The following is a 25,047-nucleotide window of genomic DNA, read 5'->3' on the forward strand; positions in this document are numbered from 1 at the left end:
CTGCTTCAAACTCACGACGAAGCAGCGATCAGGATTACAAGAAATTAGGATAGATTGGACATTATGGATATCAAAAAATTGCAAACATTGGTCTTCGACGCATTAGAAGACGTTAAAGGTCAAGACATACAAATCTTCGACACCACCGAAATCACCAGCCTGTTCGATCGCGTTTGCGTGGTATCTGGTACTTCCAACCGTCAAACTAAAGCGCTCGCTGCTGCGGTGCGCGACAAGGTCAAAGAAAACGGCGGCAACATCGTCGGCATGGAAGGTGAAGGTACGGGTGAATGGGTACTGGTCGATTTGGGCGATATGGTCGTCCACATCATGCAACCAGCAATCCGCGCGTACTACCGTTTAGAAGAGTTGTGGGGCGGTAAAGAAGTCAAAATGGGGGCTGCAAAACGTACCTCTAAAATGACTGCTGGCCCTATGGATGAAGAAAAACCAAAACGCTCACGTTCCAAAGCCGCACCAGTCGAAGTGACGCCAGATATGATGGCAATTCAAACGACAGTGGAAGATGAGAAACCAAAGCGCAAACCGCGCGTGAGCAAAGTGGCGGCTGAGTTGGCTGGTGACAAACCTGCTCGTAAGCCTCGTGCGACATCTGCGACTCCAAAGATTCCTTCTGGTGGTCGTGTGAAGGTGGCATCTACTAAAACAGCTGCTGCGTCTTCTAAAGAGGCTGCAGCTAAGAAAGCTACTACGCGTCGTAAGACTGCTGAGTAATATTTTTGTTTGGTAGGAATGAATGTTTGATTGAAAGGAGAAAGTCTTTTTGGACTTTCTCCTTTTTTATTTGAGTTTCGTGTTTGAATCAAATTTTGAATTTTGTTTTCCTAATTTATTTCGAGACTGTTGAATGGTCGGTAGGTCGGGGGTGGCCCGACAGCCACTTACTTTCTTTGCTTCGCCAAAGAAAGTAAAGAAAGGCGACCACGCTGCCACTGGCCTTCGGCTTCCCAATTGTGCAAGACAAAAAATGGGAAAGTGTCGAAACTCGCTTCGCTCAGACAACGACACTTTCTTTATCCATTTTCTGTCCTACACAATTGGCAGTGTCAGAAGTGGATGAAAGTCAAAAACAACGGCAACATCAAAACAATCAATATCGACGGACGTTCAATTTTCTATTTGCAGTTGTATGTCGTTGTTTTTGATGTTGATGTTGATGTTGATGTTGACCTACCCCCGTTTGAGACGATGTAATTTGTGCGTCACAGAAAATGGATAAGAAAGTGTTGTTGTCTGAGCCGAAGGCGAGTTTCAACACTTTCCCATTTTTTGTGATGCATAAATTATGCTGAAGCGAAGCGTAAGCACCTGAAGGGCGAGTCTACGGTCGCCTTTTTTGGAGCACCTTTTTTGGCGAAGCAAAAAAGGTGCTTGGCTGTCGGGCCACCCCCGACCTACAGGACGTTGATTAACGGCAAATTAAGAATCAAGAATAAGAAGTCAAAACAATAATCACATAATCAACGACAATTCACACTTCATCATTCAGCAATCACCGATAACATTTGAGAGGAAGCAATGCGCATTAATCACCTGATCACCACCATCTTGCTAGCCACCAGTCTAACGATTACAGTTGGATCGACAGCGACGGCGCAAGTCACAGTCAAGCCGCTAGTCATAGGTGAGTCCCTGGAACTCGTTTCTAAAACCATGCAAGAGACTAGACGGATCAACGTGTATTTACCAGATGGCTATCGACTAGATCAATCAAAAGCGTATCCCGTCATCTACATGCCCGACGGTGGCGTAGCAGAAGATTTTTTGCATATTGCCGGTTTGATGCAGGTGTCGATGGCGAACGGAACGATGCGGCCATCTATTTTGGTGGGCATTGAAAATACCGTACGGCGGCGTGACTTAACTGGGCCTAGTAATAGCGAGTTAGATAAAAAAGCGATTCCCAATCTGGGTGGTGCTGAGTCTTATCGTCGATTCTTGACTAAGGAATTAATACCCGAAATCGAGCAGCGCTATCGCACAACACAAGAGCGCGCTTTGGTGGGCGAATCATTGGCAGGACTCTTCACCTTAGAGACTTTGTTTCACACGCCTGATATGTTCCAGACGTATATCGCGATCGATCCTAGCTTGTGGTGGAATGACGAACACTTGACGGCGCAGTTTGCTAAGAAATTGCAGGCGCAGCCTCAACTGGCCAAGAATTTGTATTTCGCTAGTAGTGGGCAACGTGGAATGGAATCGGTGATTCAGAATTTCGCGCAGATGTTGCAAACGCAGAAGCCAGTGGGTTTGAACTGGACTTATGAACACTTCGCAAAAGAAACGCATGCGACGATTTATCATCCCGCTGCGTTGATTGCGTTTCGACAATTGTTTGCACCTGAGCCAAATAACAAATAAAGACTAGTTTGAACGCAACCAAGCCATAGGAATATCCATCTCCAAATCGCCATCTGGCCGGCGTACGCGTTGTTTAAAATGCCCTTCAATCTCAAAACCTAGGCTGTGATAAAAGGCGATGGCTTTGTGATTAGATTCGCGTACAAATAGCTCGATCCGGCAGATGTCAGGTCGATGCAGTTTGACTTCGTCGAGTAAAGCAGTAAAAACTGCGCGCCCAACACCGATGGCTTGATAATCAGGATGCACGGCAATCGTCAGATCTGACAAGATGTGTGCAAACAGTCGGGGGAAGGGTGGGTAAGCATGAATTTCACCAACAATTTGTGCATTCACTTTTGCAACAAAGCAGACACCACGGGCCATCGCGGCGTCTAAATTGTGGCGGATATAGTCGTCAGTAATTTCATCTTCAGTACGGGCGATACCGCCACCTTGTCGCGCGACATGTTGATAGAGCGCTTTGATGCCAGCGAAATCTTCTTTGCAGGCAGGGGTGACAAGATAAGTGTTGGTTTCGCTCATACTGTCCTCCATTTATTTATTAATCGCCTTTGTACGCTCTTTAAGCCAGTTCAATGCATCACCTTGTACGCGTGGCGAGAGTCTGTGTAAGACATCCTGATGATAAGCATTGAGCCAGTCAATTTCATCTTGGTGCATCAGATCGAGTGCGATGCAACGCGTATCAATTGGGCACAAAGTTAAGCTTTCAAACTTCAGATACTCGCCAAATTCAGTTGTTTGTGCAGGTACGCACAGCATGAGATTTTCTATGCGCACGCCCCATTTTCCAGGGCGATAAATACCAGGTTCATTCGATGTGATCATGCCAATTTCCATCACCATGTCGCTGTTGGGAATCGCACCAGAAATTGACTGCGGGCCTTCATGGACATTGAGGAAATAGCCAACGCCATGACCCGTGCCGTGACCGTAATTGATGCCTTCTGCCCACATCGGTGCACGTGCGACGGTGTCGAGCACGGTAGAGTAAGTCCCATACGGAAATTGCATGCGCGACAGCGCTATCATGCCTTTTAATACCAGCGTGAAATCACGTTTTTGTTCGGTAGAAACCGTGCCTACAGGTACGACGCGCGTAATATCGGTAGTGCCGTTCAGATACTGGCCACCCGAATCAATCAGTAACAAGCCATTGCCTTCAATCACCGCATGTGAACTTGCTGTAGCGCGATAATGTGGCATCGCGCCATTGCCGTTAAAACCTGCGATCGTGCCAAAACTTGGTGAAATAAAATGTGGCTGACGCGCGCGCGCTGCACAGATTTGTTCATCGATGGTGATTTCTGTGATGCGCTGGTTTCCTTGTGCTTGTTCAAACCATGCAAAAAATTCACATAAGGCCGCGCCATCTTGCTCCATGGCTTCACGCACGAATTGCGCCTCAGCAGAATGTTTGCGTGATTTGTTGTAGACCGAGGGATTCAGTGCTTCGATGATTTGAACTTCCTTGGCAATCGCTTGCTGGAAGCCGTAGGTAATGCGGCGTGGATCGATGAGTAGCGTAGCACTCGCATTTAGATTCGACAATGCCACACGAGCATCTTCGTATGGTCGGCATTGCACGTCATCTTTTAAGAGTCTTTCAGCGATTGCTTGAGGGACTTTGTTCAATGGAATGAATAGCGTCGCGCTATCTATGCCGATTAAGGCATGTGAGACAAAGACCGGATTGTAGTTGACATCCGCTCCACGCAGATTGAATATCCAGGCAATATCGTCAACTGTAGAAACAAAATGCCAGTTGGCGCCTTTGGCTTGCATTTGCGCGCGTACAGCAGCGAGTTTGTCGGCGCGACTTAGCACCGCAAATGGCGGTAGATGCTCGTAGATCGGCGTATCTGGCAAGGCAGGTCGGTCGCTCCATACCTCTTCCAAGATATCGAGTTGTGTGTTGAGCTTGATTTGTTTCGGCATTAGGGCTGCTTGTAAAGCACGTGCGCTCGCTAGACCTAAAACATTACCATCAACGGCGAGTGTTTGACCTTCACTTAAATTTTCTGTGAGCCAGTCGATGTGCGCAGTGGCAGCGGATGACTGTATCTTCATCACGCTAATACCTGTATTTGCTAACTCAATATCCGCTTGTGACCAGTAACGGCTATCTACCCATAAGCCTGCGAAATCAGACGTTACGATAAGCGTTGCGACTGAGCCAGTGAAGCCGGAAAATACTTCACGACCTTGCCAGCGAGCTGGAAGATATTCGGATAAGTGGGGATCTGCCGATGGAATTAAACAAGCGTGTACGCTGTGTTTTGCCATCGCCGCACGTAGTTCAGTTAAACGTTGAGGAATAGAGATGCTCATGTTGGTCCTGTTGAAGAGGGCAATTCCAGCGCCAAGTCAGGGATTGATTATTAATGACTGAGGGATAAACTAAGTGCGAAACTGAAGAAGCAATCAACGGAGAAAACGGCGCATCACGTGTGGCATAGGTTCATGCGGATTCGCATGCGCATACTCGAGTTCTGGTGCTAGTTCAAACTCGTAGGCGGTGTACAAATCTACTAAACGTGGTTGATCTGTGCGCACGCCTAATCGTAACTCCTCGACGCCGGAAGTTTGTGCCTGATGAATGACTGCTTCGAGTAAATGTTGCGACAATGCTTCGCCGCGAAATGCGGGCAGTATGCCCATGCGCCGCATTTCCCAAGTGCTGGTTTCACCATCGACTGGCAGCCAACGCACCGAGCCAGCAGGTTCTTCATCGACGAGTAGAATAAAGGCGCCGCCTTGCGTCAATTCTTCGGCGACTTTTTCGCTACTTTCATAATGACCAGACGATGTGTCCGCAACTTTACCCGCCCAGCAAGTGCGGGTTAAATGCGCCAGTAAAGGCGCATCTTCGACATTGGCTTCGCGTATGACGATGTCCATAAGCTAATTGACAAATTAACGAACGCGCATACCGGGTTCAGCACCAGGCCATGCTTCTAAGATATATAAACCAGGATTAGTTTTTTCATCCGCAGCGGAGGCGGCTAAAACCATGCCTTCGGACATACCAAATTTCATCTTACGTGGTGCCAGATTCGCCACCATGACCGTGAATTTGCCGATTAATTGTTCTGGTTGATAGGCAGATTTAATACCGGAGAAGACATTACGAGTCTTGCCTTCACCGACATCTAAAGTCAGGCGCAAGAGTTTGTCTGAACCTTCGACATGTTCACAATTAAGGATTTTGGCGATACGTAAATCAATTTTGGCGAAGTCATCAATCTTAATCTCAGGAGCGAGCTCTTCAATCATACCATTAACGACTCCCTCCCCTTCAAGGGGAGGGTTGGGGAGGGGATGGGTTTCAGCCGACGCTGCAGCAACTTCAGTCGAAGGCGCACTCACCACCGGCGCATCAAACAACTGATCAAAAATCTTAATATCAACACGCTGCATCAAATGCACATAAGGATTAATTTTATGTTGATCCGGTAACGGTGTATTCACGCTCGCCCAATCCAATGGCGCAATATTCAATTGCGCTTCAACTTGACTAGCAAGTTGCGGCAAGACCGGTTTTAAGAACACAGTCAGAATACGGAAAGCTTCCAATAAACGGCTGCAAACCTCTTGCAACTTCGCATCATTCTCGGCTTGCTTTGCCAGTTCCCAAGGTTTATTCGCATCCACATAAGCATTGATAATATCGGCTTGCTCCATCACTGCACGCAAGGCTTTACCAAATTCACGCGCTTCATACAATGCTTGTATATCGCCAGAAACATGACGCAATTTTTGAATGAATACATCATCGCTGGTCGCCCAAGTCGTATTCACCACGCCGTCAAAACGCTTGGTAATAAAACCTGCTGCACGACTTGCGATATTGATGTATTTACCAATCAAATCAGAATTAACGCGTGCAACGAAGTCATCCGGGTTCATATCCAGATCTTCGACTTTGGCATTCAGTTTCGCTGCAAAGTAGTAGCGCAGCCATTCAGGATTCATGCCGATATCGAGATAGCGCAATGGAGAAATACCAGTTCCACGTGACTTTGACATTTTTTCACCAGAGACCGTCACGAAGCCGTGTGCATACACATTGTCTGGCGTTTTGTAACCAGAGAATTTCAACATCGCAGGCCAGAACAAGGTGTGGAAGTAAGTAATATCCTTGCCGATAAAATGAATTTGTTCCGTCGTAGGATCTGCCATAAATGCATCAAAATCACGGCCAGTTTTATTGAAGTAATTTTTCAGAGATGCCAGATAACCCACGGGGGCATCGAGCCAGACGTAAAAGTATTTGCCCGGTTGATCAGGAATTTCGATACCGAAATAGGGCGCGTCGCGACTGATATCCCAATCACCGAGGCCGCCTTCACCTTCCAACCACTCTTTGCATTTATTCGCCACTTCGGACTGCAGGCGATTATTTTGCAAAGCCCAACCACGCAAAAATTCCACGCATTTTTCGTCAGATAACTTGAAGAAAAAATGCTCGGATGATTTCATCACTGGTGTCGCACCAGTCAATACAGAATAGGGGTTTTTCAAATCAGTCGGTGCATAAACAGCTGAACACACTTCGCAAGAATCGCCATACTGATCTTTCGCGCCGCATTTCGGGCATTCACCTTTGATGTAGCGATCTGGTAAGAACATGTTTTTGACCGGGTCATAAAACTGTTCTATCGTTTTGCTTGTGATAAAACCCGCAGCTTTCAGTTTGCGATAGATGTCTTGTGATAATTCGTGATTTTCTGCGCCATCGGTCGAGTGCCAGTTGTCGAATTCGATATGGAAACCATCGAGATACTGCTTACGACCCGCTGCAATTTGACCAACAAACTCTTGTGGCGTGATCCCCGCTTTTTCAGCAGCAATCATAATCGGCGCACCATGCGCATCGTCAGCACAAACAAAGTTAACTTCATGCCTAGACATTCGCTGATGACGAACCCAAATATCAGCCTGGATGTATTCCATGATATGGCCGAGGTGGAAGGGGGCGTTAGCGTAAGGAAGGGCGGTGGTGACGAACAGCTTGCGAGTCATGATGGATGATTGCTTTATTTGAGGAATAAAGCAGCTATTTTAACAGCGAATGTGTCGAAACTGGAAAAACTGGCGGCTGCAGTTCTAAGTGATGATTCTTTTTCTTACACAAAAAATTATTGAGGGATGGCTGAAAATGTGGATCATTTTTTAACCTGCTGGTATCGATTGAGATCGTTACACAAGCTGGGTCAACTCACGCACGTTCCAAATGGTGTATTGATTTAAGATGCATTTAAAAAAACGGAGGGGCTTAAGAGCCCCTCCGTTACACTTCTAGCGCTTCTATAGAGATGGATTTGTTTTTAGCAAATTTTTGGTGTGGCTGTAAAGCAGCTACCTGTATTTGAGGTCCAAGTAACTTGACCGCCTGCAGTTAAAGTTGGAACTAAAATGTACGTTTGATTTCCTAAACCATTGTTGTTAGTAGCAGTGCCAGTGATCGTACCAGTATCTGAAATTGCTACGCTAGCAACATGATTGTTTGCCACAGGCGCAGCAGGAATGTCGCCAGCACCAGCTACAAGCCCAGCAATTGCTCCGGCTGTTAAGCATGAACCAGTTTGTGCACATGTTTCTACACCAGTTTTAAAGCCACCAGTTGCTGCAATCACTTCCGAGAAGCGAGCTTTAGTTGTGTACTGCTTGTAAGCTGGCAAAGCAACTGCTGCCAAAATACCGATAATTGCAACAACGATCATCAATTCGATCAATGTAAAACCTTGTTGTATGCGTGTGGATTTCATATTAAGTACTCCCTCAATTAAAAATAAAGAATTTGGTGTTTCTGCTTGCTACGATTTTACTTACGCAAGTGCTGTGCCAACCTTCAAATAGCTATTTTTAACCATAAATATTGTATTTTGATTAATTTTTTGTGAATTTCATGGACAAATTTTGTCACTTTCATTTATTTGCTTATGAAAATTTGTCAGTTTAAGCGGCGAATTACGTCGATTAAAACACGACTTTGCGGCAAGGTTATCCGAAAGCTTGCCATCAAATTACGTTAGACTTGCGGAAATTGAACGGAGAAACGTATGTCTGTAATAAATCAAGATCCCAAGAATCAACAAATCGAGCAAATTAAATTGCTCTTATCGTCGGTAATTGATCCGAATACCAATAAAGATTTTATTTCGAGCAAGTCGATCAAGAATATACAGGTGCAAGCAGGCCTGGTTAGTTTGGATGTTGAACTTGCTTATCCAGCCAAGAGCCAGTTTACTTTGATTGCTGGTTTAATTGAGAAGGCAATCTGCGGGTTGCCTGGCATAGAGCGAGTTGAGGTTAAAGTAAGTAGCAAGATCGTCGCGCATGCAGTGCAGCGCGGTATCAAGCTAATGCCAAGTGTAAAAAATATCATTGCCGTTGCCTCTGGTAAGGGTGGTGTTGGTAAATCAACTACGGCGGTCAATTTGGCTTTGGCCTTGGCTGCGGAAGGCGCCTCCGTTGGTTTATTGGATGCGGATATTTATGGTCCATCGCAACCGATGATGATGGGAATTACAGGGCGTCCAGAGTCGGCCGATGGCAAGACAATGGAGCCATTAGAGAATTATGGGGTGCAGGTTTCTTCGATTGGCTTCATGATCGATCCCGATTCGCCTATGGTCTGGCGTGGTCCTATGGTGACGCAGGCTTTGCAGCAATTATTAGAGCTGACGAATTGGCGTGATCTAGACTATTTGATTGTAGATATGCCGCCAGGCACGGGTGACATTCAATTAACTTTGTCGCAAAAAGTACCTGTCACCGGAGCGGTAATTGTGACCACGCCGCAAGATATCGCTTTGCTCGATGCGCGTAAGGGCTTGAAGATGTTTGAGAAAGTTGGTATTCCTATTCTCGGCATCGTCGAAAATATGAGTACCCATGTTTGTTCAAACTGCGGCCACACCGAAGCGATTTTTGGTGCGGGTGGTGGTGAAAAAATGTGCGCGGAATATGGAGTCGAATTTTTGGGTGGCTTACCATTAACAATGGCAATCCGTGAGCAAGCGGATTCTGGTAAGCCCACTGTCGTTGCCGATCCAGATGGGCAGATTGCGACTATATATAAAGATATCGCGCGCAAAGTTGCGATCAAGGTCGCCGACAAAGCTAAAGATATGAGTAGTAAATTTCCAACGATTACCGTACAAAATACTTGATGACTTATTCGTCACAATTTTCGCCACAAGATCAAGCTTATATGCGCCAAGCACTGGAGCTAGCGTCCCGCGCCACCATGGCGACTTCGCCTAATCCTAAGGTTGGATGTGTGCTGGTTAAGGATGGTGAAGTGATCGGGCAGGGTTGGACTCAGCCTGTCGGGCAGGCGCATGCTGAAGTGATGGCTTTGCGCGATGCTGCTGCACAGGGTCATCGTGTGCAAGGTGCAACAGCCTACGTGACGCTGGAGCCTTGTAGTCATTTTGGTAGAACGCCACCATGCGCAAATGCCTTGATTGATGCTGGTCTTGTGCGCGTGGTTGCGGCGATAGAAGACGCCAATCCGCAAGTGGCTGGTCGCGGGTTTGCAATGTTGCGTGATGCTGGGATTGCAGTCGAGTATGGTTTGTTGGCATCCGAAGCGCGTGAAATGAATATCGGTTTTTTTAAGCGCATGGAAACTGGCAGACCTTGGGTGCGCTTGAAAATGGCGGCCAGTCTTGATGGTTTTACTGCCTTACCAAATGGACAGAGCCAATGGATTACGGACGCTAGCGCGCGGGAAGATGGACATCGCTGGCGTGCGCGGGCGGATGCGATTTTGACTGGAATTGGTACGGTGTTGGCGGATGATCCCCAATTGACTGTACGCTTGGTGGATGTAACAGCAATTTCAGCTCATCAACCTCGTAAAATCATTGCGGATTCGCAGTTAGCTACGCCGGTCAGCGCAAAAATCTTGCAAAATGGTGGCGTGACAATTTTTCACTCGACAAGCCAAATGGAGCGAGAAAAGAATTTGCAGAGTGCTGGTGTAGATTTGCGGTTTTTGCCTGATCATTCCTCCACAAAAAATCCTCAAGTAGATTTGCTTGAGCTGATGAATGTGCTAGGGCGTGATCAAGTGAATGAATTGCATGTGGAAGCTGGTGCAAAATTGAGTGGCGCTTTGCTTCAGGCGGGATGTGTGGATGAATTATTGTTGTATTTGGCACCTAAATTATTAGGACAGGGCAGGCCAATGTTTACTTTGCCTGCGCTCCAAAAAATTGATGAGGCTGATTCTTTGAAAGTGCATGAGATGCGACAAATAGGTGAAACAATTCGTGTATTGCTGCGATGGTCTTAAATTGCGTGAGACTAATTGCGTATTAGATGATCATCCAGCCTTGAGTTGGCAAGCAATAGTTGGTAAGCAATATTATGAGTCGATGAAATAAAAAAAAGCCTCGCTAATTGCTCAACGAGGCTTAATTTTGGTCGGAGTACAAGGATTCGAACCTTGGACCCCCTGGTCCCAAACCAGGTGCGCTACCGGGCTGCGCTACACTCCGAAAACTGATCGTTATTTAATCGGCTAAATAACTGAATTTGGTGAAACTAAAAAGGATCGTCGATTTCTCAACGATCCTTTAAATTTGGTCGGAGTACAAGGATTCGAACCTTGGACCCCCTGGTCCCAAACCAGGTGCGCTACCGGGCTGCGCTACACTCCGAGAAGCGAGATAATACTTCGGACGGCAATTCTTGTCAACCGCCTTGCCATTGATTTGATCAGCATCAATAGTAAACCTAGGTGCGCCTAGAGACTTTGCTCGCTATGGAATTCTCTCTTTTGGTGATTAATTGGGTCGATGAAGGCGATGGATTTTGCCAGTAACTTTAATGGTTTGCTGTAATCATCATTGCCAACTGGCTTTGGCACTGGATAAAACTGATCGTTCAATATCGGTGCTCCCAGACTAGTCATATGTAGTCTTAACTGATGTCTTTTGCCTGTAGATGGTCGTAATTGGTATAAATCGATATTGTCGCGATGATCGATTACGCTAATTAGCGTCTTACTATTTGCGACACCTGCTACTTCGTGCATCATAAAAAAACGTTTACTTTCTTCGATGCGACTTGATTTACAAAGAGGGAAAGATTGCAGTGGCAAATGCGCTGCTAATGCGTGATAAGTTTTTTCGATTTGGCGTGTTTGAAATAAACTTTGATAAGCACCGCGGCTCTGTATTTGTTTCGAAAACAAAATCACGCCAGCGGTTTCTCGATCTAAGCGATGTAAGGGGCTTAGGTGATCGATGCCGGTACTGACTTTCAGTCTCACTAATAAAGTTTCGCGCAAATATAGTCCGCCCGGTGTGACTGCCAAAAAATGCGGCTTATCTGCGACTAATAAATGTTCATCTTCAAAGAGAATTTTTTCTTGGAATGGAACGCGTGTTTCATTTTCGATTTCGCGATAGTAATAAATGCACATGCCGCGTTTTACTGGACTTTCCGCTTGTAGATTGTTTCCATGCGCATCGCAAACTTCTTTCTTATCCATGCGTTTGCGCCAGATATCAGGGCTGATGTCTGGCAATTGCGCAGAGAGGAATGTGAGTGCATTTTCCCAATGCCCCTCAGGCAGCCAAATATAGCTGGGACTGATGCCGTTTTTGCTCGGTAACGGTGCGGATAAGTTTCGGTTGAATTCGTTCACTGGCTTGATAATTTACTGAGTTGCGAACAGTTATGAACAACTAACTAACAACTAGTTAATACCTAATACAAGGTCGTCATATTAACATTTTGATGCGATTCTAGTATTGCCATGTGTTTCGATTGATAGCGAACAGCGAGCTTGACGGGCAATCAGTGAGGTATCTTCGAAGTCGCTAAGGCGGTAAAATAGCGTTTTTACTTTTTTGCGATTGTTTTAGAGTTCTTGGCTTCGATTTGTCGCTATTCACTCTGAAATCCGCCCTGCATCGATGACCGCTTCTCATTTACCTACTCCTACAACGCCAGTGCGCACGCGTTTTGCACCAAGTCCTACTGGTTACCTTCATGTTGGTGGTGCTCGTACTGCCTTATTTAGCTGGGCGTTTGCGCGCCATTTTGGTGGCACTTTTGTCTTGCGGATTGAAGATACCGATTTGGAACGCTCAACGCCAGAAGCGGTACAAGCGATTTTAGATGGTATGAATTGGCTGAACTTGCAACATGACGAAGGTCCATATTATCAAATGAAACGCATGGATCGCTATCGTGAAGTGCTCGCAAGAATGTTGGAAGATGGTACTGCTTATCACTGCTATTGTTCGACCGATGAAGTCGAGGCGATGCGTGAACGTCAACGTGCTGCTGGTGACAAACCTCGCTACGATGGTACTTGGCGTCCAGAGCCGGGAAAAACTTTGCCAGCGATTCCTGCTGATCGCAAACCGGTGATTCGCTTTAAGAATCCTCAAGATGGCGATGTTAGTTGGAACGATGTCGTCAAGGGCACGATCACGATCTCAAATCGTGAATTGGATGATTTAGTTATCGCCCGCCCAGATGGCACGCCGACCTACAATTTTTGCGTAGCGGTGGATGATAGTGATATGCAAATCACCCATGTCATTCGTGGTGATGATCACGTGAATAATACACCGCGCCAAATTAATATTTTGAACGCGTTGGGTGCGCCACTACCGTTCTATGGTCATGTGCCGATGATCCTCGGAACCGATGGGCAGAAACTGTCTAAGCGCCGTGATGCTGTGAGTGTGATGGATTATCTAGACAAAGGATTTTTGCCAGAAGCTCTATTGAACTATTTGGCACGATTAGGTTGGAGTCATGGTGATGACGAAGTCTTTAGCATGGAGCAAATGATCAGTTGGTTTGATCTGACACATTTGTCGAGTTCTGCTGCGCAATTTAATCCAGAAAAACTGGCGTGGTTGAATAATCATTACATCAAGGCGGCCGACAATCAGCGTTTAGCGGATTTGATTCGAGTTGATATGGAAAAACTCGGCGCGCAATTCGAAGGCGCGCCAGCATTAGCATCTGTGATTGCTTTGCTTAAAGAGCGCACCAATACCACAATCGAATTGGCGCAAGCAGCGATGCTGTTTTATCGCCAGCCAGCACCCGACTTGGCTTTGGTGGAACAACATATTACTGATGCGATCAAGCCAGCTTTACAAGAATTTACGCAAGCATGTGCTACTGTCGAATGGAGTAAAACCGCCATTGCGGCAACGATGAAAGAGATCTTGGCAAAGCATAGTTTGAAAATGCCGCAACTCGCCATGCCTCTGCGTTTGCTGTTGACAGGTCAATTGCAAACTCCATCGATCGATGCAGTGATTGAATTGTTTGGTCGTGAAGTTGTGTTAGCACGCCTCGCGAAAGCTTGAGCATTTCGCTTCAATATTGAATCTGCAAGTTGTCTGTCAAGCTTTAAGCTTTACAAGCAAACTTGAAACTTGCTATACTCCCGTTTCTGTTTTGTACGGGGGTATAGCTCAGTTGGTAGAGCGCTTGCATGGCATGCAAGAGGTCAGCGGTTCGATTCCGCTTACCTCCACCACGATCAGTTTGTAACTCAAATCAGCAAAGTAATTTTTTAAGAAGTTTTAGAAAAGTGCTTGCAAGAATGAAGAAGTTGAGTATATAATCTTGGTCTTACTTGATCGCAAACGTAATTAACGAAGCGAAATAATTCAGGTAAAAGCAGCAAAACAAGGTCAGTAATAAGGACAGATTTATGTCCCCATCGTCTAGAGGCCTAGGACATCACCCTTTCACGGTGAGTACAGGGGTTCGAATCCCCTTGGGGACGCCAGATAAAGCCGCTAAGTTTAAAGACTTAGCGGCTTTTTTGTTTTGTCAAAGCAAAGCGAGCATTGCTCGCGCTGGGGATTCGAAGGGATTCGCTTGCAAGCGAATCCGCGGCCTGCGCTAGTGTAGGAGAATCCCCTTGGGGACGCCAGATAAAGCCGCTAAGTTGAAAGACTTAGCGGCTTTTTTGTTTTGCGAATAAAAATGATCTTACTCATGCGAGAACATTTGACAAAGTTCAGCCTTGCTGCGGGATTGCGAGCTGCATTCGTGGATGAAAGTCAGCGCCTGTAATGCCAGATCAAATCCTAGACATCTAGTCATTTAAGGGAATGTTTATCTGTTTGATAGCTACTTATAAGCTCATTCGATTATGTTGAATGTGTCAGACGTAAAGATTCTAGTTGTTGGTAAAGTTCTCGCGTCGCTTTGAAATGGGCATGTTCTTTCAGTAGCGGTGGATCTCCGTTAAATGATTGATGTGGATGTTTCGAATGAAATTGTGAACGTGCTTTTAGCTGTGCCAATTCTTCTACACTGCAATCAATACTTAATTGCGATAACAATTTTTTCCAAATAAACATTGGTAATTCGCAGTAATTAATTAGCTTCAGATCGTTCTGGTGTTGGTGCTCAATCGCGGTGGCATAGAATCGGTCTAACACTCTGAGGCAGTATCCATCAAGATCCCCCTGAGATAATTCACTTTTATCAATGCATAAACAACCCATGTCAACAAAATCAGGAATCATTTGCGGGCCACGTTGGCGCTGATGCGATGCTAGTACTTGCTGTGGATCTCGATATAAAAAAAGAAGAGGTGTTTGCGGGAAAGCCGCGCGGATAAAAGCTATTCGTCCCAAATGCCAGCTATCTAACTTAATAATTAAATTTCTATCATTATCGAAGCGTTTTTGTCCTAGTGCTGAGACTAATTGTCGAAAGGTGTCGATGTTTCTTTCGTTTGATTCTTTATGAGTGCGAAAAAATATATCGATCACAGGCGGTTCAGAAAGCACGATACAGTGAGCTAAGGTGCTGAGCATTTGTGTCAATAAGGTTGAACCACAACGCGAAACGTGGAATACAAATGCGGTTGGCTCAACAGAATTTGTAAATTGAGCTAACGCGTTGACTGATGTTCTGCAAACGCGACGCCGCTCTTGGGCTTGCTCATGTAAAGTGTTTTGAAAAAAAGATGCGTGAAATTTTTGTTCACCCATATCGCGCCAAAAAATATCTAAGGTTTGATCGCAAATGCTGACTGGATACCAATTTTTCAAAGAGGAAAGCTGATTTTGTTCAACTAACTCTCCCTGAATTAAGGAACGATGTTCTGCTACAAAACTAAGCGATGTTTGCATGGGTGGGCTAAGGTGGAATAGTGAAATTGTAATTATTTCGATTCGACTATTGTAGGTTTGATAGATTTAGTTGGGAAGTTAATATTATTGGTTCTAACCGTTATCTGCGATTAAATCCAGCAGCAAAAAATATTTTAAAAAGAAGCTTGCACAAACTACTGATTTTTTATACAGTGTCGACATGCAGTGATTTGCGCAGGTTTTTATCGCACTGCTACAGATTTTGCCAGCACCTTAATATTATTTGATACATATCTTTGTACTAACCAGGAAGAAATCATGGACGACAGAAAAACTGATAACAGCGCCGATAAGAGTAAAGCCTTAGCTGCTGCTTTAGCGCAGATTGAAAAGCAATTTGGTAAAGGCTCAATTATGCGTTTAGCTGATGGCGCTGCGGTTGAGGAAATACAAGTTGTCTCCACAGGCTCTCTTGGTTTGGATATCGCGTTGGGTGTTGGTGGTTTGCCACGTGGTCGTGTAGTTGAAATTTATGGCCCAGAATCATCTGGTAAAACGACACTGACTTTGCAAGTGATTGCAGAAATGCAAAAGTTAGGCGGCACATGTGCTTTTATTGATGCGGAACATGCCTTGGACGTTGGTTATGCACAAAAGCTTGGCGTTAATTTGAATGATTTGCTGATTTCACAGCCAGATACAGGTGAGCAGGCATTGGAAATTACGGATGCCTTGGTGCGTTCTGGTAGTGTCGATTTAGTGGTCGTCGATTCAGTTGCTGCTTTGACGCCAAAAGCAGAGATTGAGGGCGACATGGGGGACTCTTTGCCTGGCTTGCAAGCACGCTTGATGTCGCAAGCATTACGCAAATTGACTGGTAGCATCAATCGTACTAATACACTGGTGATTTTCATTAATCAGATTCGTATGAAAATTGGTGTGATGTTTGGTAGTCCGGAAACAACGACGGGTGGTAATGCATTGAAGTTTTATGCTTCTGTACGTTTAGATATCCGTCGTACTGGCTCTATTAAAGCGGGCGATGAAGTGATTGGTAATGAAACCAAGGTGAAGGTTGTTAAGAATAAAGTTGCACCACCGTTTAAAGAAGCACATTTCGACATTCTGTACGGCGCAGGCACTTCGCGTGAAGGTGAAATTTTGGATTTGGGTGCCGACTGTAAGATCGTTGAAAAATCTGGTTCTTGGTATAGCTATAACGGCGAGAAAATCGGTCAGGGCAAAGATAATGCACGTAATTTCTTGATTGAGCGTCCTGCGCTAGCCTATGAAATTGAAAATAAAGTTCGCGAACAGTTAGGCGTTCCACTCTTGCCAGCGCTTCCTGAGAGCGCATAGTCAGTCATCGCGATAAAGTTTGGATTGATCAATTCACTTTTTTATAGATCACGGTAGTCTTAAATCGACCTACTTGGCAACGAGTGGTCGATTTTTTTTGTTTATTGGTCAATCGATGCTTCATCTATTTTATGTGTTGAGTTGATGCACTGTAATTTTCAAGTAAATTCAATGCTACTTATGATTTCTATAGGTAACTCCTTTCGTCATGAATAGACCTAAAATTAGTTTAAAGGCGCGTGCTTTACGCTATCTTTCTATGCGTGAGCACAGCCGTCTTGAGTTAGTACGGAAGCTTTCTCCTTATGTGGAAGAAGCTAGTGATTTGGAGGGGCTGCTCAATTGGTTGGAAGAATCTAAATTCTTGTCTGATCAGCGTTTCTCTGAAGCTTTGGTGCATAAGCGACAGGCGCGGTTTGGAAATCAGAAGATTTTAGCGGAGTTGCAAAGCCATAACTTGAGCAAAGACGATTTGTCCGATATTAAAGAAGAATTGCAAGAAACAGAGATGCAAAGGGCGCTTGAAGTTTTATGGAGAAAGTTTTCAACCGCGCCTGTTGATCATCGCGAAAAAGCAAAACAAATGCAGTTTCTCGCGCAGCGCGGTTTTTCAAGTCGTGCAATTAACCAAGCTTTGCGGGCGCCTCGTGATGACGATGAATAAAATCGCATCGTTTTTTTGTTCCTTGATATTGTTTTGTACTTTGACTTGGATCAGACAGAATTGAGAATGCATCAAAAATGCTGTTAAAGCGTTAAAAAAAGGTATTTTTGACGATTGTCTGGACATAATTGGTCTAACCAAAAAATAGAATTCATCGCTTAGCTGTGCTAGAATCCACAGGTTTTTTGCAATGCCGCAAGAGCGGCTGTGATCGTAGAAACTGCGATGACGCACGCAATTGTGGCTTTTTATATTCAAATTGCCGCCTACAGGCATGATGGCCTTAATCAAATTGATTACTTTTTTGACGCCCGTTTCAGGGTTTGAATTCTTTGTCCAGCTTTGTCAACAAAGCTCGGATAAATTGATATGTGATCAGGCCGATCGTGCTTTTGCTCGTGCTGAATTGATGCACACAAAATTTTCTCACTGTTCCAGTGGTTTTGCTTAAGAGACGTAACATCCAAGTTGGCTGTTACGTTTTTTTGTTTGTACCGTAGATTTTTTGTGTTGTAGCTAGACTGAATTTTGAATGTTTGTGCTTTAACAGTGTGTATATCGAGTTTAGGTTTTTTTTGTTTTTACTTTTTAACTAATACCTCAGTGTCTGAAGGGAAGTCGTATGAAAATCCATGAGTATCAGGGTAAAGAAATCCTCCGTAAATACGGAGTGACCGTACCGCGCGGTATCCCATGCATGTCCGTTGAAGAAGCAGTCAAAGCTGCTGAAACTTTAGGCGGTCCAGTATGGGTAGTCAAAGCACAAATTCACGCCGGTGGCCGTGGTAAAGGTGGTGGCGTTAAAGTCGCTAAATCCATGGAGCAAGTACGTGAATATGCGGAAGCAATCATGGGCATGCAATTGATCACGCATCAAACTAGCCCTGAAGGTCAAAAAGTTCGTCGCTTATTGATCGAAGAAGGCGCTGACATCAAAAAAGAACTGTACGTCAGTATGGTTACTGACCGTATCAGCCAACGCGTGGTGTTGATGGCGTCTTCTGAAGGCGGTATGGACATCGAAGAAGTGGCTGAATCTCATCCAGAATTGATCCACTCTATCGCGATCGATCCAACTGCTGGCCTGCAAGATGCAGAAGCAGATGATATCTCCCGTAAAATCGGTGTACCAGAAGGCTCTATCGAAGACGCACGTGTTCAGTTGAAAGGCTTGTACAAAGCTTTCATGGAAACCGATTGCTCTTTAGCAGAAATCAATCCTTTGATCTTGACTGGTTCAGGCAAAGTGATCGCGCTCGACGCGAAATTCAACTTCGACGCAAACTCTTTGTTCCGTCAACCAGAAATCGTTGCGTACCGCGATTTGGATGAAGAAGATCCAGCAGAAATCGAAGCATCTAAATTTGACCTTGCTTACATCTCCCTCGACGGTAACATCGGTTGCTTGGTGAATGGTGCTGGTTTGGCGATGGCAACGATGGATACGATTAAGTTGTTCGGCGGTGAGCCAGCTAACTTCTTGGACGTAGGTGGTGGTGCGACCGCAGAAAAAGTGACTGAAGCATTCAAGATCATGTTGAAAAACCCAGGTTTGAAAGCAATCTTGGTCAACATCTTTGGCGGCATTATGCGTTGCGACGTGATCGCTGAAGGCGTGATCACTGCATCTAAGGCAGTGTCCTTGCAAGTACCTTTGGTGGTACGTATGAAAGGTACTAACGAAGAAATCGGCAAGCAAATGCTGGCTGACTCTGGTTTGCCTATCATCGCTGCAGACACGATGGAAGAAGCGGCGCAGAAGGTTGTTGCCGCTGCTGCCGGTCAATCTTAATAATTTAGAACTGTCGTTCCCGCGGTATTAGGCGGGAACCTAGCGTCGTAGATTGATGGACAAATACTATTACGTTTACATGTTGGCGAGTCAGCGCAATGGCACTTTATATTTAGGTGTGACGGCAAATCTGATGGAGCGAGTGTGGCAGCATAAGAATAAATTTGTTGAGGGTTTTACCAAGCAACACGGTATCGATCAATTGGTTTGGTTCGAACAACATGAAGAAATCGCCGGTGCGATTTTGCGTGAGAAGTAAATCAAAAAATGGAACCGTGATTGGAAAATCAGATTGATCGAAAACGCTAATCCTTATTGGAACGATTTGTATTTAAACCTGACTGCATAACGACGCTGGATTCCCGCCAAAAACCGCGGGAACGACAAGTTAAAAGGAAAGAAAAATGAGTATCCTGATTAATAAAGACACTAAAGTCATCACCCAAGGTATCACTGGTAAAACTGGCCAGTTCCATACACGTATGTGCCGCGATTACGCGAACGGTCAAAACTGTTTCGTTGCTGGCGTTAATCCTAAGAAAGCTGGCGAAGACTTCGAAGGCATCCCAATCTACGCGAATGTTTCTGAAGCTAAAGCGGCTACTGGCGCGACAGTTTCCGTAATCTACGTTCCACCAGCAGGCGCAGCAGCGGCGATCTGGGAAGCGGTTGAAGCGGATCTCGATTTGGCGATCTGTATCACAGAAGGTATTCCTGTCCGTGACATGATGATGTTGAAAGACCGCATGGCTAAAGCTGGTAGCAAAACAAAATTGCTCGGCCCTAACTGCCCAGGTTTGATCACACCAGACGAAATTAAGATCGGCATTATGCCAGGTCATATCCACCGTAAAGGTCGTATCGGCGTGGTTTCCCGCTCTGGTACATTGACTTACGAAGCAGTTGGTCAATTGACAGCGCTCGGCTTGGGTCAATCTTCTGCAGTTGGTATCGGTGGCGATCCAATCAATGGTTTGAAACATATCGACGTCATGAAGATGTTCAACGATGATCCAGATACAGACGCTGTGATCATGATCGGTGAAATCGGTGGTCCAGACGAAGCGAATGCTTCTTACTGGGTACGTGACAACATGAAGAAGCCAGTCGTTGGTTTCATCGCTGGTGTAACTGCGCCTCCAGGCAAACGTATGGGCCATGCTGGTGCATTGATTTCTGGTGGTGCTGATACTGCGCAAGCAAAATTGGATATCATGGAAGAATGCGGTATCAAAGCAACTAAGAACCCGTCAGAAATGGCGCGTTTGTTGAAAGCAATGTTGTAATTTAAGTTTCCTCTAGATGCCAATTATTTAGAGATATTGATAAGGGAGCTGCGGCTCCCTTATTTTTTGATCCTTCTAAAAATAATCTGATCAGACGAATGTTGTAGTTGCGCTATTGAAACATTAAAATTTGCAAACTAAGTTCATAATACTTCTGGTTAATGGTAAGCTCATTTCGCTTAGCATTTTTTTGGGCAACTTCTAGCTTTCTTAATTTCGATGTCATTCTGATTATTCTTGTACATGTCCGCACACACAGTTTTGGAGTTTGCCAGTCACACAGACACAGGTTTAGTCCGTAGTCATAACGAGGACGCGATCGTTATTTGTTCTGATATTGGGTTGGCAATCTTGGCAGATGGTATGGGCGGTTACAACGCTGGTGAAGTCGCCAGTCAAATGAGCGTCGATTTAGTTCGCGAGCAAATTCAGCAAAAACAAGCGGGTTCTTGGATGCCGCGATTGCCTTGGCAGACATCTATTCCCGCAAAGTGGATAAACGATGCCATTGTTTATGCGAATCAAAAGGTGATTGAGCAAGCTAACAAAAACCCCGATAACTTTGGCATGGGCACGACGATCGTTACTGCCTTGTGCCATCAGGATAAGTTGGTCGTTGGCCATGTTGGAGACTCCCGCGCTTACTTATTTCGCGATCAATATTTAGAGCAAATTACGCGCGACCATTCCGTGTTGCAAGCACAAATTGATGCGGGCTTAATATCGCAAGCCGATGCACATTTGTCGCCAATTAAAAATTTAATTACACGTGCAGTCGGCTCAAATGATGACATTGAGGTCGAAGTGCATGATCATCAAATGCGCGTCGGCGATATTTTTGTTTTGTGTTCTGATGGCTTAAGTGACATGCTTGATCAGATTCATCTACAAACAGTGTTGCGTGAACAATCAAATGATTTAGATACTTGCTGTAAAACTTTGGTGTATTTGGCAAACCGTCAGGGTGGTTTTGATAATATTTCCGTTGTTTTAATACGCGTTAAAGAATTGCATGAACGAGGGTTTATGGAGTATATTTTTGCTAGTTAAAAAACAAGAAACTCCTTACTCTCCTATCAATTAATTTTGTATTTAGCGGACATATTATGGCAAAAGTTGTGGTGGTTTTTAACGGTCAGGTTCAGAAGGAAATGAGTATTGACCGTGCACGCTTGAATATTGGTCGTCGACCAGGTAATGACTTAGTGTTAGATCATCTTGCTGTAAGTGGTCGTCATGCGGCGATTGATACAACCTCTGAAGGTACTTACGTGCTTGATTTAGGTAGCACGAACGGTACATCGGTCAACGGTCAACCTATTAAGAAGCATCTTTTGCAGCATGATGATGTTATTGAAATGGGAAAGTATCAATTAAAGTTTGTGGTTGAAGTTGATAACTATCAGGTGTCTCCAGACGAAACTCTGAAAGTTGGGAAAATCAAAGTGTTGACAGGTTCAAACGCTGGCAAAGAAATGATTTTATCTAAACCAGTAACAACTTTAGGGAGTCCTGGTATTTTGGTGGTGTCAATTGCACGTGATGGCAATCGTTTTAAAATTACCTTTGTTGAAGGTAAAGTATTTCCTAAAATAAATGGCGAAGCTACCGATGCTCGTCCTAGAGTATTAGTGCATGGTGATGAGATAGATTTGTCTGGCACCAAAATGGAATTTCAACTGCATTAATTCATTGGGATTCAGAAGAAGCGAGACACAATATTGTTGTGTCTCGCTTTTTTATTGATGATTCTCACTCTTCAGTTTGAGAGGTAAGAATTAGTTCGTTTGAATTGGTGCGCCAGTTTTTGCATCAACGATCACAAATAATTGCTTGGTTTTTGTTAGTAACGGCGCAAATAAAACTTTCTGGCCTTTTGCTTCTGATGCCTGAGCTATCAATTCAAGTGGCGCTTTACTTTCTTGGTCTATTGATAATCCCGAAATAGATGCGCTTGCGGTACGAATCTGATTTTGGATATCTTTAACGGGAACATAAAATTGTGGCAAATTCTGTATTCCCATTCCGCCTAATTTAGCAAACATGATTTCTTCTTGTTTTTCCTTGGATTCGGGAAGTTGGGTTCCTACAAACATCGGTCCAAATTGGGGCAAGCTTTTAAATTCCGCTAATTGTGCTTTCTCCAAATCTTTATCTTCAACTTCATTCGCCTTTACTAGGTAAAATTGTTTTTCGACGAAGGCGATGTAGACCGGACGTACCGTATACAATGACCAGACTCCATATCCAAGGAATAAAAGTTGGCATACTAAGACAGTGCTAATATCGAACTTGAGGGATTTCTTTGCCGGATTGAAGATGATTAACATAATCAATGGTCCTAAAATCAGATCGACTAAGACCAAGATTTTTAGCAGTTCAAAGCCATCCGCGGCTTCAAACAATTGATGTGGATACCAGACAAGTTTCACAAAACTAAAAATGATTGCGATCACTGCGGCACTTGCCAGAAAGTGAAAACCGAAGGCTTGGAGACGGCTCAGACTTGATAAGCGATGTGTAAACATAATAGTGTCGATAGAAAAGTATGAGGTTGGAAAGGAATCTGTATATCAGAAAATGGCTGTTTAGTGCAGACATATCATGTCGCGGCAGCGCTAAAAACCATTCGTTTAAAATATGATGGTCTACGTGAAATTTCAATAGCCAACATTCACTCAACAAATTATATCTAGAAAAGATGTTTCTTAAAAATAGCACTCGCCCCTCTATCCTGATTTTCGGAATTTGTTTGCTGTTTGCTCAGCTGTATTCAGGGCATATTCATCCCTACCGTAGTTTTTATCATGAGTTTGCAGTCGTGCTCGGGGTATTTCTTGCCTGCCTTCCTCTCTTCGTATTTTCTAAGCATAAGTTGGTAGTGCCAGCGATTGTTGTGATCGTTCTTCTACTTATGATGTTCATGGGTCTGCAAGCGGTAGTTGGTTTGGTCGCTGGTGCGACGATTTACTATCCGTTGTTCTTCCTGTTCTGCACCATGCTCGCGATGGCGCTTGGTGCGACTTGGGTGCGATTAAATGGCAATGCGGATGATCTGTGTCAAATGTTTGCTGTGGTTTACTTGCTGGCTGCGGTGTTATCTGTTTTCATGCAACAGGTGCAAATTATGGGGCTGGATTGGCGCCCCCTAGTGATGTATATGAGTAATGACGGTGTGAATCCAATTCGCGCTTTTGCGAATGTTGCACAGCCAAATCAGTTGGCTTTATTAATTTCTTTTGGATTTGCGTCTTTGTGGTGGTTGTTAGAAAACAGTCGCTTGTCTGGGAAAATTGCTTGGTGTATCGCGGTGTTTTTATTGTGGGGGCTGGCCTTAACGCAATCGAGGATAGGCTGGATTATTTTGCCGGCCTTATTCGTTTTAGTGCTCTATCTGCGTAAAACCACGCAGAAGCTAACTTTGCTTGGCATGCTGAGCCTTTTGGCGATTTATGTGAGCTTGGTCATTGCTTTGCCGACGCTTGCCAAATTCTTAGGATTTGCTGTTGGTACTTTAGGCGAACGGGTTGGCGGTCGATCCGAGCGATCGGTGTTGTTGCAACAGGCATGGGCGATGGCCACGACGCATCCGTGGCTAGGCGCAGGTTGGTCTGGTTTCGGTGCGCAGCAGGTAGCGATAGCGGCAGATTTTACTTCGACGATTTATGCTGAACATTCGCATAATATCGTCTTGAATTTTGCTGCTGAGTTAGGTTTACCGTTTTCGATTTTATTTTTTGGGATTTTGTTAGTTTGGCTTTGGAAAACTTTTGGCACTCGTGAGCAGCATCAAAACAAGCCTGTCACATTTATTTTCATGATCTTAATTGCTGTTGGTGTGCATAGCTTGGTGGAATTTCCTTTGTGGTATGCCTATGTACTTTTGCCAATTGGTTTAATGATGGGGGCAATACATCAATTGCATTGGTCAACTTCGGGTTGGCAGATTTCGCGAGGATTTGTGCAAGCAGCGTCGGCTGTATGCTTTGCGATATTGGCTTTTGCTTGGGTTGATTATCACCGCGTGGTTGATGGTTTTGTCGCCTTTCGACAAAACAAAGACTATGCCCTCATTCCCAAAGAAAAAATTCAAGCACCGCGTTGGACTTTGATGCCGGACTATTTTGATTATTTCAAATTGTTGTTAGTGAAACCTCGTAGCGACATGTCGGCAGAAGAGTTGCAGTTTGTGGTCATTACCAGCCATCGCTTTGGCTATGTTCATATTTTGGATAAGCTTGCACAGGCATATGTTTTAAATAACCAGATTGATGCTGCTAAACGCACCATGCAGAGTTTGCAGCGACTGCATCCGATTGCGTATCCAGAATATTACGATTACTGGCAAACACTTGCGAAAACGGATGCGCGATATAGCGCTGTATTCGCAGCCATGCCGGCGCGAAATGCGCCGTAATACAAGTGATAGCTTGTGAGTTGATAATCTATTTT

General features: G+C 44.7%; 21 protein-coding genes and 4 tRNA genes. 15 read left to right on the forward strand and 10 right to left on the reverse strand.

What is annotated here, in order from left to right:
* The first annotated feature begins 63 nt into the window (after positions 1-63).
* The gene (gene rsfS / locus H8K33_RS08745) at positions 64-735 is read left to right on the forward strand and encodes a ribosome silencing factor (protein WP_186890643.1); all 672 of its coding nucleotides are present in this window, start codon (positions 64-66) and stop codon (positions 733-735) included.
* Positions 736-1,539: 804 nt separating this feature from the next.
* Positions 1,540-2,385 (forward strand): alpha/beta hydrolase, encoded by an 846-nt coding sequence (locus H8K33_RS08750; protein ID WP_186890644.1) that lies wholly within the window; start codon positions 1,540-1,542, stop codon positions 2,383-2,385.
* Between the two features lie 3 nt (positions 2,386-2,388).
* On the opposite strand, the gene H8K33_RS08755 is transcribed toward H8K33_RS08750, so the two are convergent.
* The 5 genes from H8K33_RS08755 to H8K33_RS08775 all read right to left on the reverse strand — a co-directional run bounded on the left by H8K33_RS08755 (position 2,389) and on the right by H8K33_RS08775 (position 8,159).
* The gene (locus tag H8K33_RS08755) at positions 2,389-2,910 is read right to left on the reverse strand and encodes a GNAT family N-acetyltransferase (RefSeq protein WP_186890645.1); all 522 of its coding nucleotides are present in this window, start codon (positions 2,908-2,910) and stop codon (positions 2,389-2,391) included.
* 12 nt (positions 2,911-2,922) lie between these two features.
* Positions 2,923-4,719 (reverse strand): aminopeptidase P family protein, encoded by a 1,797-nt coding sequence (locus H8K33_RS08760; RefSeq protein WP_186890646.1) that lies wholly within the window; start codon positions 4,717-4,719, stop codon positions 2,923-2,925.
* A gap of 93 nt (positions 4,720-4,812) precedes the next feature.
* Entirely contained in the window at positions 4,813-5,289 is a 477-nt protein-coding gene (locus H8K33_RS08765) for a GNAT family N-acetyltransferase (RefSeq protein ID WP_186890647.1), read from the reverse strand.
* 15 nt (positions 5,290-5,304) lie between these two features.
* Entirely contained in the window at positions 5,305-7,413 is a 2,109-nt protein-coding gene (gene metG, locus H8K33_RS08770; protein WP_186890648.1) for a methionine--tRNA ligase, read from the reverse strand.
* 305 nt (positions 7,414-7,718) lie between these two features.
* Positions 7,719-8,159: a pilin gene (locus H8K33_RS08775; RefSeq protein WP_186890649.1), complete on the reverse strand. Its 441-nt coding sequence runs from the start codon at positions 8,157-8,159 to the stop codon at positions 7,719-7,721.
* A 294-nt stretch (positions 8,160-8,453) separates the two neighbouring features.
* On the opposite strand from H8K33_RS08775, the gene apbC reads away from it, so the two are divergent.
* A complete protein-coding gene (apbC, locus tag H8K33_RS08780) occupies positions 8,454-9,566 on the forward strand; it encodes an iron-sulfur cluster carrier protein ApbC (protein WP_186890650.1) in 1,113 nt (370 codons plus the stop codon).
* Positions 9,566-10,696 carry a bifunctional diaminohydroxyphosphoribosylaminopyrimidine deaminase/5-amino-6-(5-phosphoribosylamino)uracil reductase RibD gene (gene ribD / locus H8K33_RS08785; RefSeq protein WP_246443458.1) on the forward strand — a complete coding sequence of 377 codons (1,131 nt, stop codon included), beginning with the start codon at positions 9,566-9,568 and terminating at the stop codon, positions 10,694-10,696. Before apbC ends, ribD begins: the two co-directional genes overlap by 1 nt.
* Positions 10,697-10,824: 128 nt before the next feature.
* On the opposite strand, the gene H8K33_RS08790 is transcribed toward ribD, so the two are convergent.
* From H8K33_RS08790 to H8K33_RS08800, 3 genes are all read right to left on the reverse strand, one after another.
* A tRNA-Pro gene (locus H8K33_RS08790) sits at positions 10,825-10,901 on the reverse strand.
* 85 nt (positions 10,902-10,986) lie between these two features.
* A tRNA-Pro gene (locus H8K33_RS08795) sits at positions 10,987-11,063 on the reverse strand.
* An 86-nt stretch (positions 11,064-11,149) separates the two neighbouring features.
* Positions 11,150-12,055, reverse strand: coding sequence for a pseudouridine synthase (locus H8K33_RS08800; RefSeq protein WP_186890651.1), 906 nt, complete (start codon positions 12,053-12,055; stop codon positions 11,150-11,152).
* Between the two features lie 271 nt (positions 12,056-12,326).
* Here H8K33_RS08800 and gltX point away from each other — a divergent pair, with 271 nt between their 5' ends.
* The 3 genes from gltX to H8K33_RS08815 all read left to right on the forward strand — a co-directional run bounded on the left by gltX (position 12,327) and on the right by H8K33_RS08815 (position 14,173).
* Positions 12,327-13,745, forward strand: a complete 1,419-nt coding sequence (gene gltX, locus H8K33_RS08805) for a glutamate--tRNA ligase (protein ID WP_186890652.1) — start codon at positions 12,327-12,329, stop codon at positions 13,743-13,745.
* 97 nt (positions 13,746-13,842) lie between these two features.
* Positions 13,843-13,918 (forward strand) — tRNA-Ala (locus H8K33_RS08810).
* A 179-nt stretch (positions 13,919-14,097) separates the two neighbouring features.
* A tRNA-Glu gene (locus tag H8K33_RS08815) sits at positions 14,098-14,173 on the forward strand.
* Positions 14,174-14,540: 367 nt separating this feature from the next.
* On the opposite strand, the gene H8K33_RS08820 is transcribed toward H8K33_RS08815, so the two are convergent.
* Positions 14,541-15,533: a sulfotransferase family protein gene (locus tag H8K33_RS08820; RefSeq protein ID WP_186890653.1), complete on the reverse strand. Its 993-nt coding sequence runs from the start codon at positions 15,531-15,533 to the stop codon at positions 14,541-14,543.
* A gap of 279 nt (positions 15,534-15,812) precedes the next feature.
* Between H8K33_RS08820 and recA the strand changes: the two genes are divergently transcribed.
* The 7 genes from recA (at position 15,813) to H8K33_RS08855 (ending at position 22,283) form a co-directional block, all read left to right on the forward strand.
* The gene (gene recA, locus H8K33_RS08825) at positions 15,813-16,853 is read left to right on the forward strand and encodes a recombinase RecA (protein WP_186890654.1); all 1,041 of its coding nucleotides are present in this window, start codon (positions 15,813-15,815) and stop codon (positions 16,851-16,853) included.
* A gap of 208 nt (positions 16,854-17,061) precedes the next feature.
* Positions 17,062-17,517: a recombination regulator RecX gene (gene recX, locus H8K33_RS08830; RefSeq protein ID WP_186890655.1), complete on the forward strand. Its 456-nt coding sequence runs from the start codon at positions 17,062-17,064 to the stop codon at positions 17,515-17,517.
* Between the two features lie 607 nt (positions 17,518-18,124).
* Positions 18,125-19,309 carry an ADP-forming succinate--CoA ligase subunit beta gene (sucC, locus tag H8K33_RS08835; protein WP_281387338.1) on the forward strand — a complete coding sequence of 395 codons (1,185 nt, stop codon included), beginning with the start codon at positions 18,125-18,127 and terminating at the stop codon, positions 19,307-19,309.
* 55 nt (positions 19,310-19,364) lie between these two features.
* On the forward strand, positions 19,365-19,568 hold the full coding sequence (locus H8K33_RS08840; RefSeq protein ID WP_246443461.1) for a GIY-YIG nuclease family protein: 204 nt from the start codon (positions 19,365-19,367) through the stop codon (positions 19,566-19,568).
* A gap of 145 nt (positions 19,569-19,713) precedes the next feature.
* Positions 19,714-20,595: a succinate--CoA ligase subunit alpha gene (gene sucD / locus H8K33_RS08845; protein WP_186890657.1), complete on the forward strand. Its 882-nt coding sequence runs from the start codon at positions 19,714-19,716 to the stop codon at positions 20,593-20,595.
* Between the two features lie 243 nt (positions 20,596-20,838).
* Entirely contained in the window at positions 20,839-21,645 is an 807-nt protein-coding gene (locus tag H8K33_RS08850; protein ID WP_186890658.1) for a Stp1/IreP family PP2C-type Ser/Thr phosphatase, read from the forward strand.
* 56 nt (positions 21,646-21,701) lie between these two features.
* Positions 21,702-22,283 carry an FHA domain-containing protein gene (locus H8K33_RS08855; RefSeq protein ID WP_186890659.1) on the forward strand — a complete coding sequence of 194 codons (582 nt, stop codon included), beginning with the start codon at positions 21,702-21,704 and terminating at the stop codon, positions 22,281-22,283.
* 90 nt (positions 22,284-22,373) lie between these two features.
* On the opposite strand, the gene tfpZ is transcribed toward H8K33_RS08855, so the two are convergent.
* Positions 22,374-23,123, reverse strand: a complete 750-nt coding sequence (gene tfpZ / locus H8K33_RS08860; RefSeq protein WP_281387322.1) for a TfpX/TfpZ family type IV pilin accessory protein — start codon at positions 23,121-23,123, stop codon at positions 22,374-22,376.
* A gap of 224 nt (positions 23,124-23,347) precedes the next feature.
* On the opposite strand from tfpZ, the gene H8K33_RS08865 reads away from it, so the two are divergent.
* A complete protein-coding gene (locus H8K33_RS08865; RefSeq protein ID WP_222613358.1) occupies positions 23,348-25,012 on the forward strand; it encodes a PglL family O-oligosaccharyltransferase in 1,665 nt (554 codons plus the stop codon).
* Positions 25,013-25,047 lie beyond the last annotated feature (35 nt).

Origin of the sequence: Affinundibacterium amnicola (assembly GCF_014284275.1) — a bacterium.
Lineage (GTDB): Bacteria > Pseudomonadota > Gammaproteobacteria > Burkholderiales > Burkholderiaceae_D > Undibacterium > Undibacterium amnicola.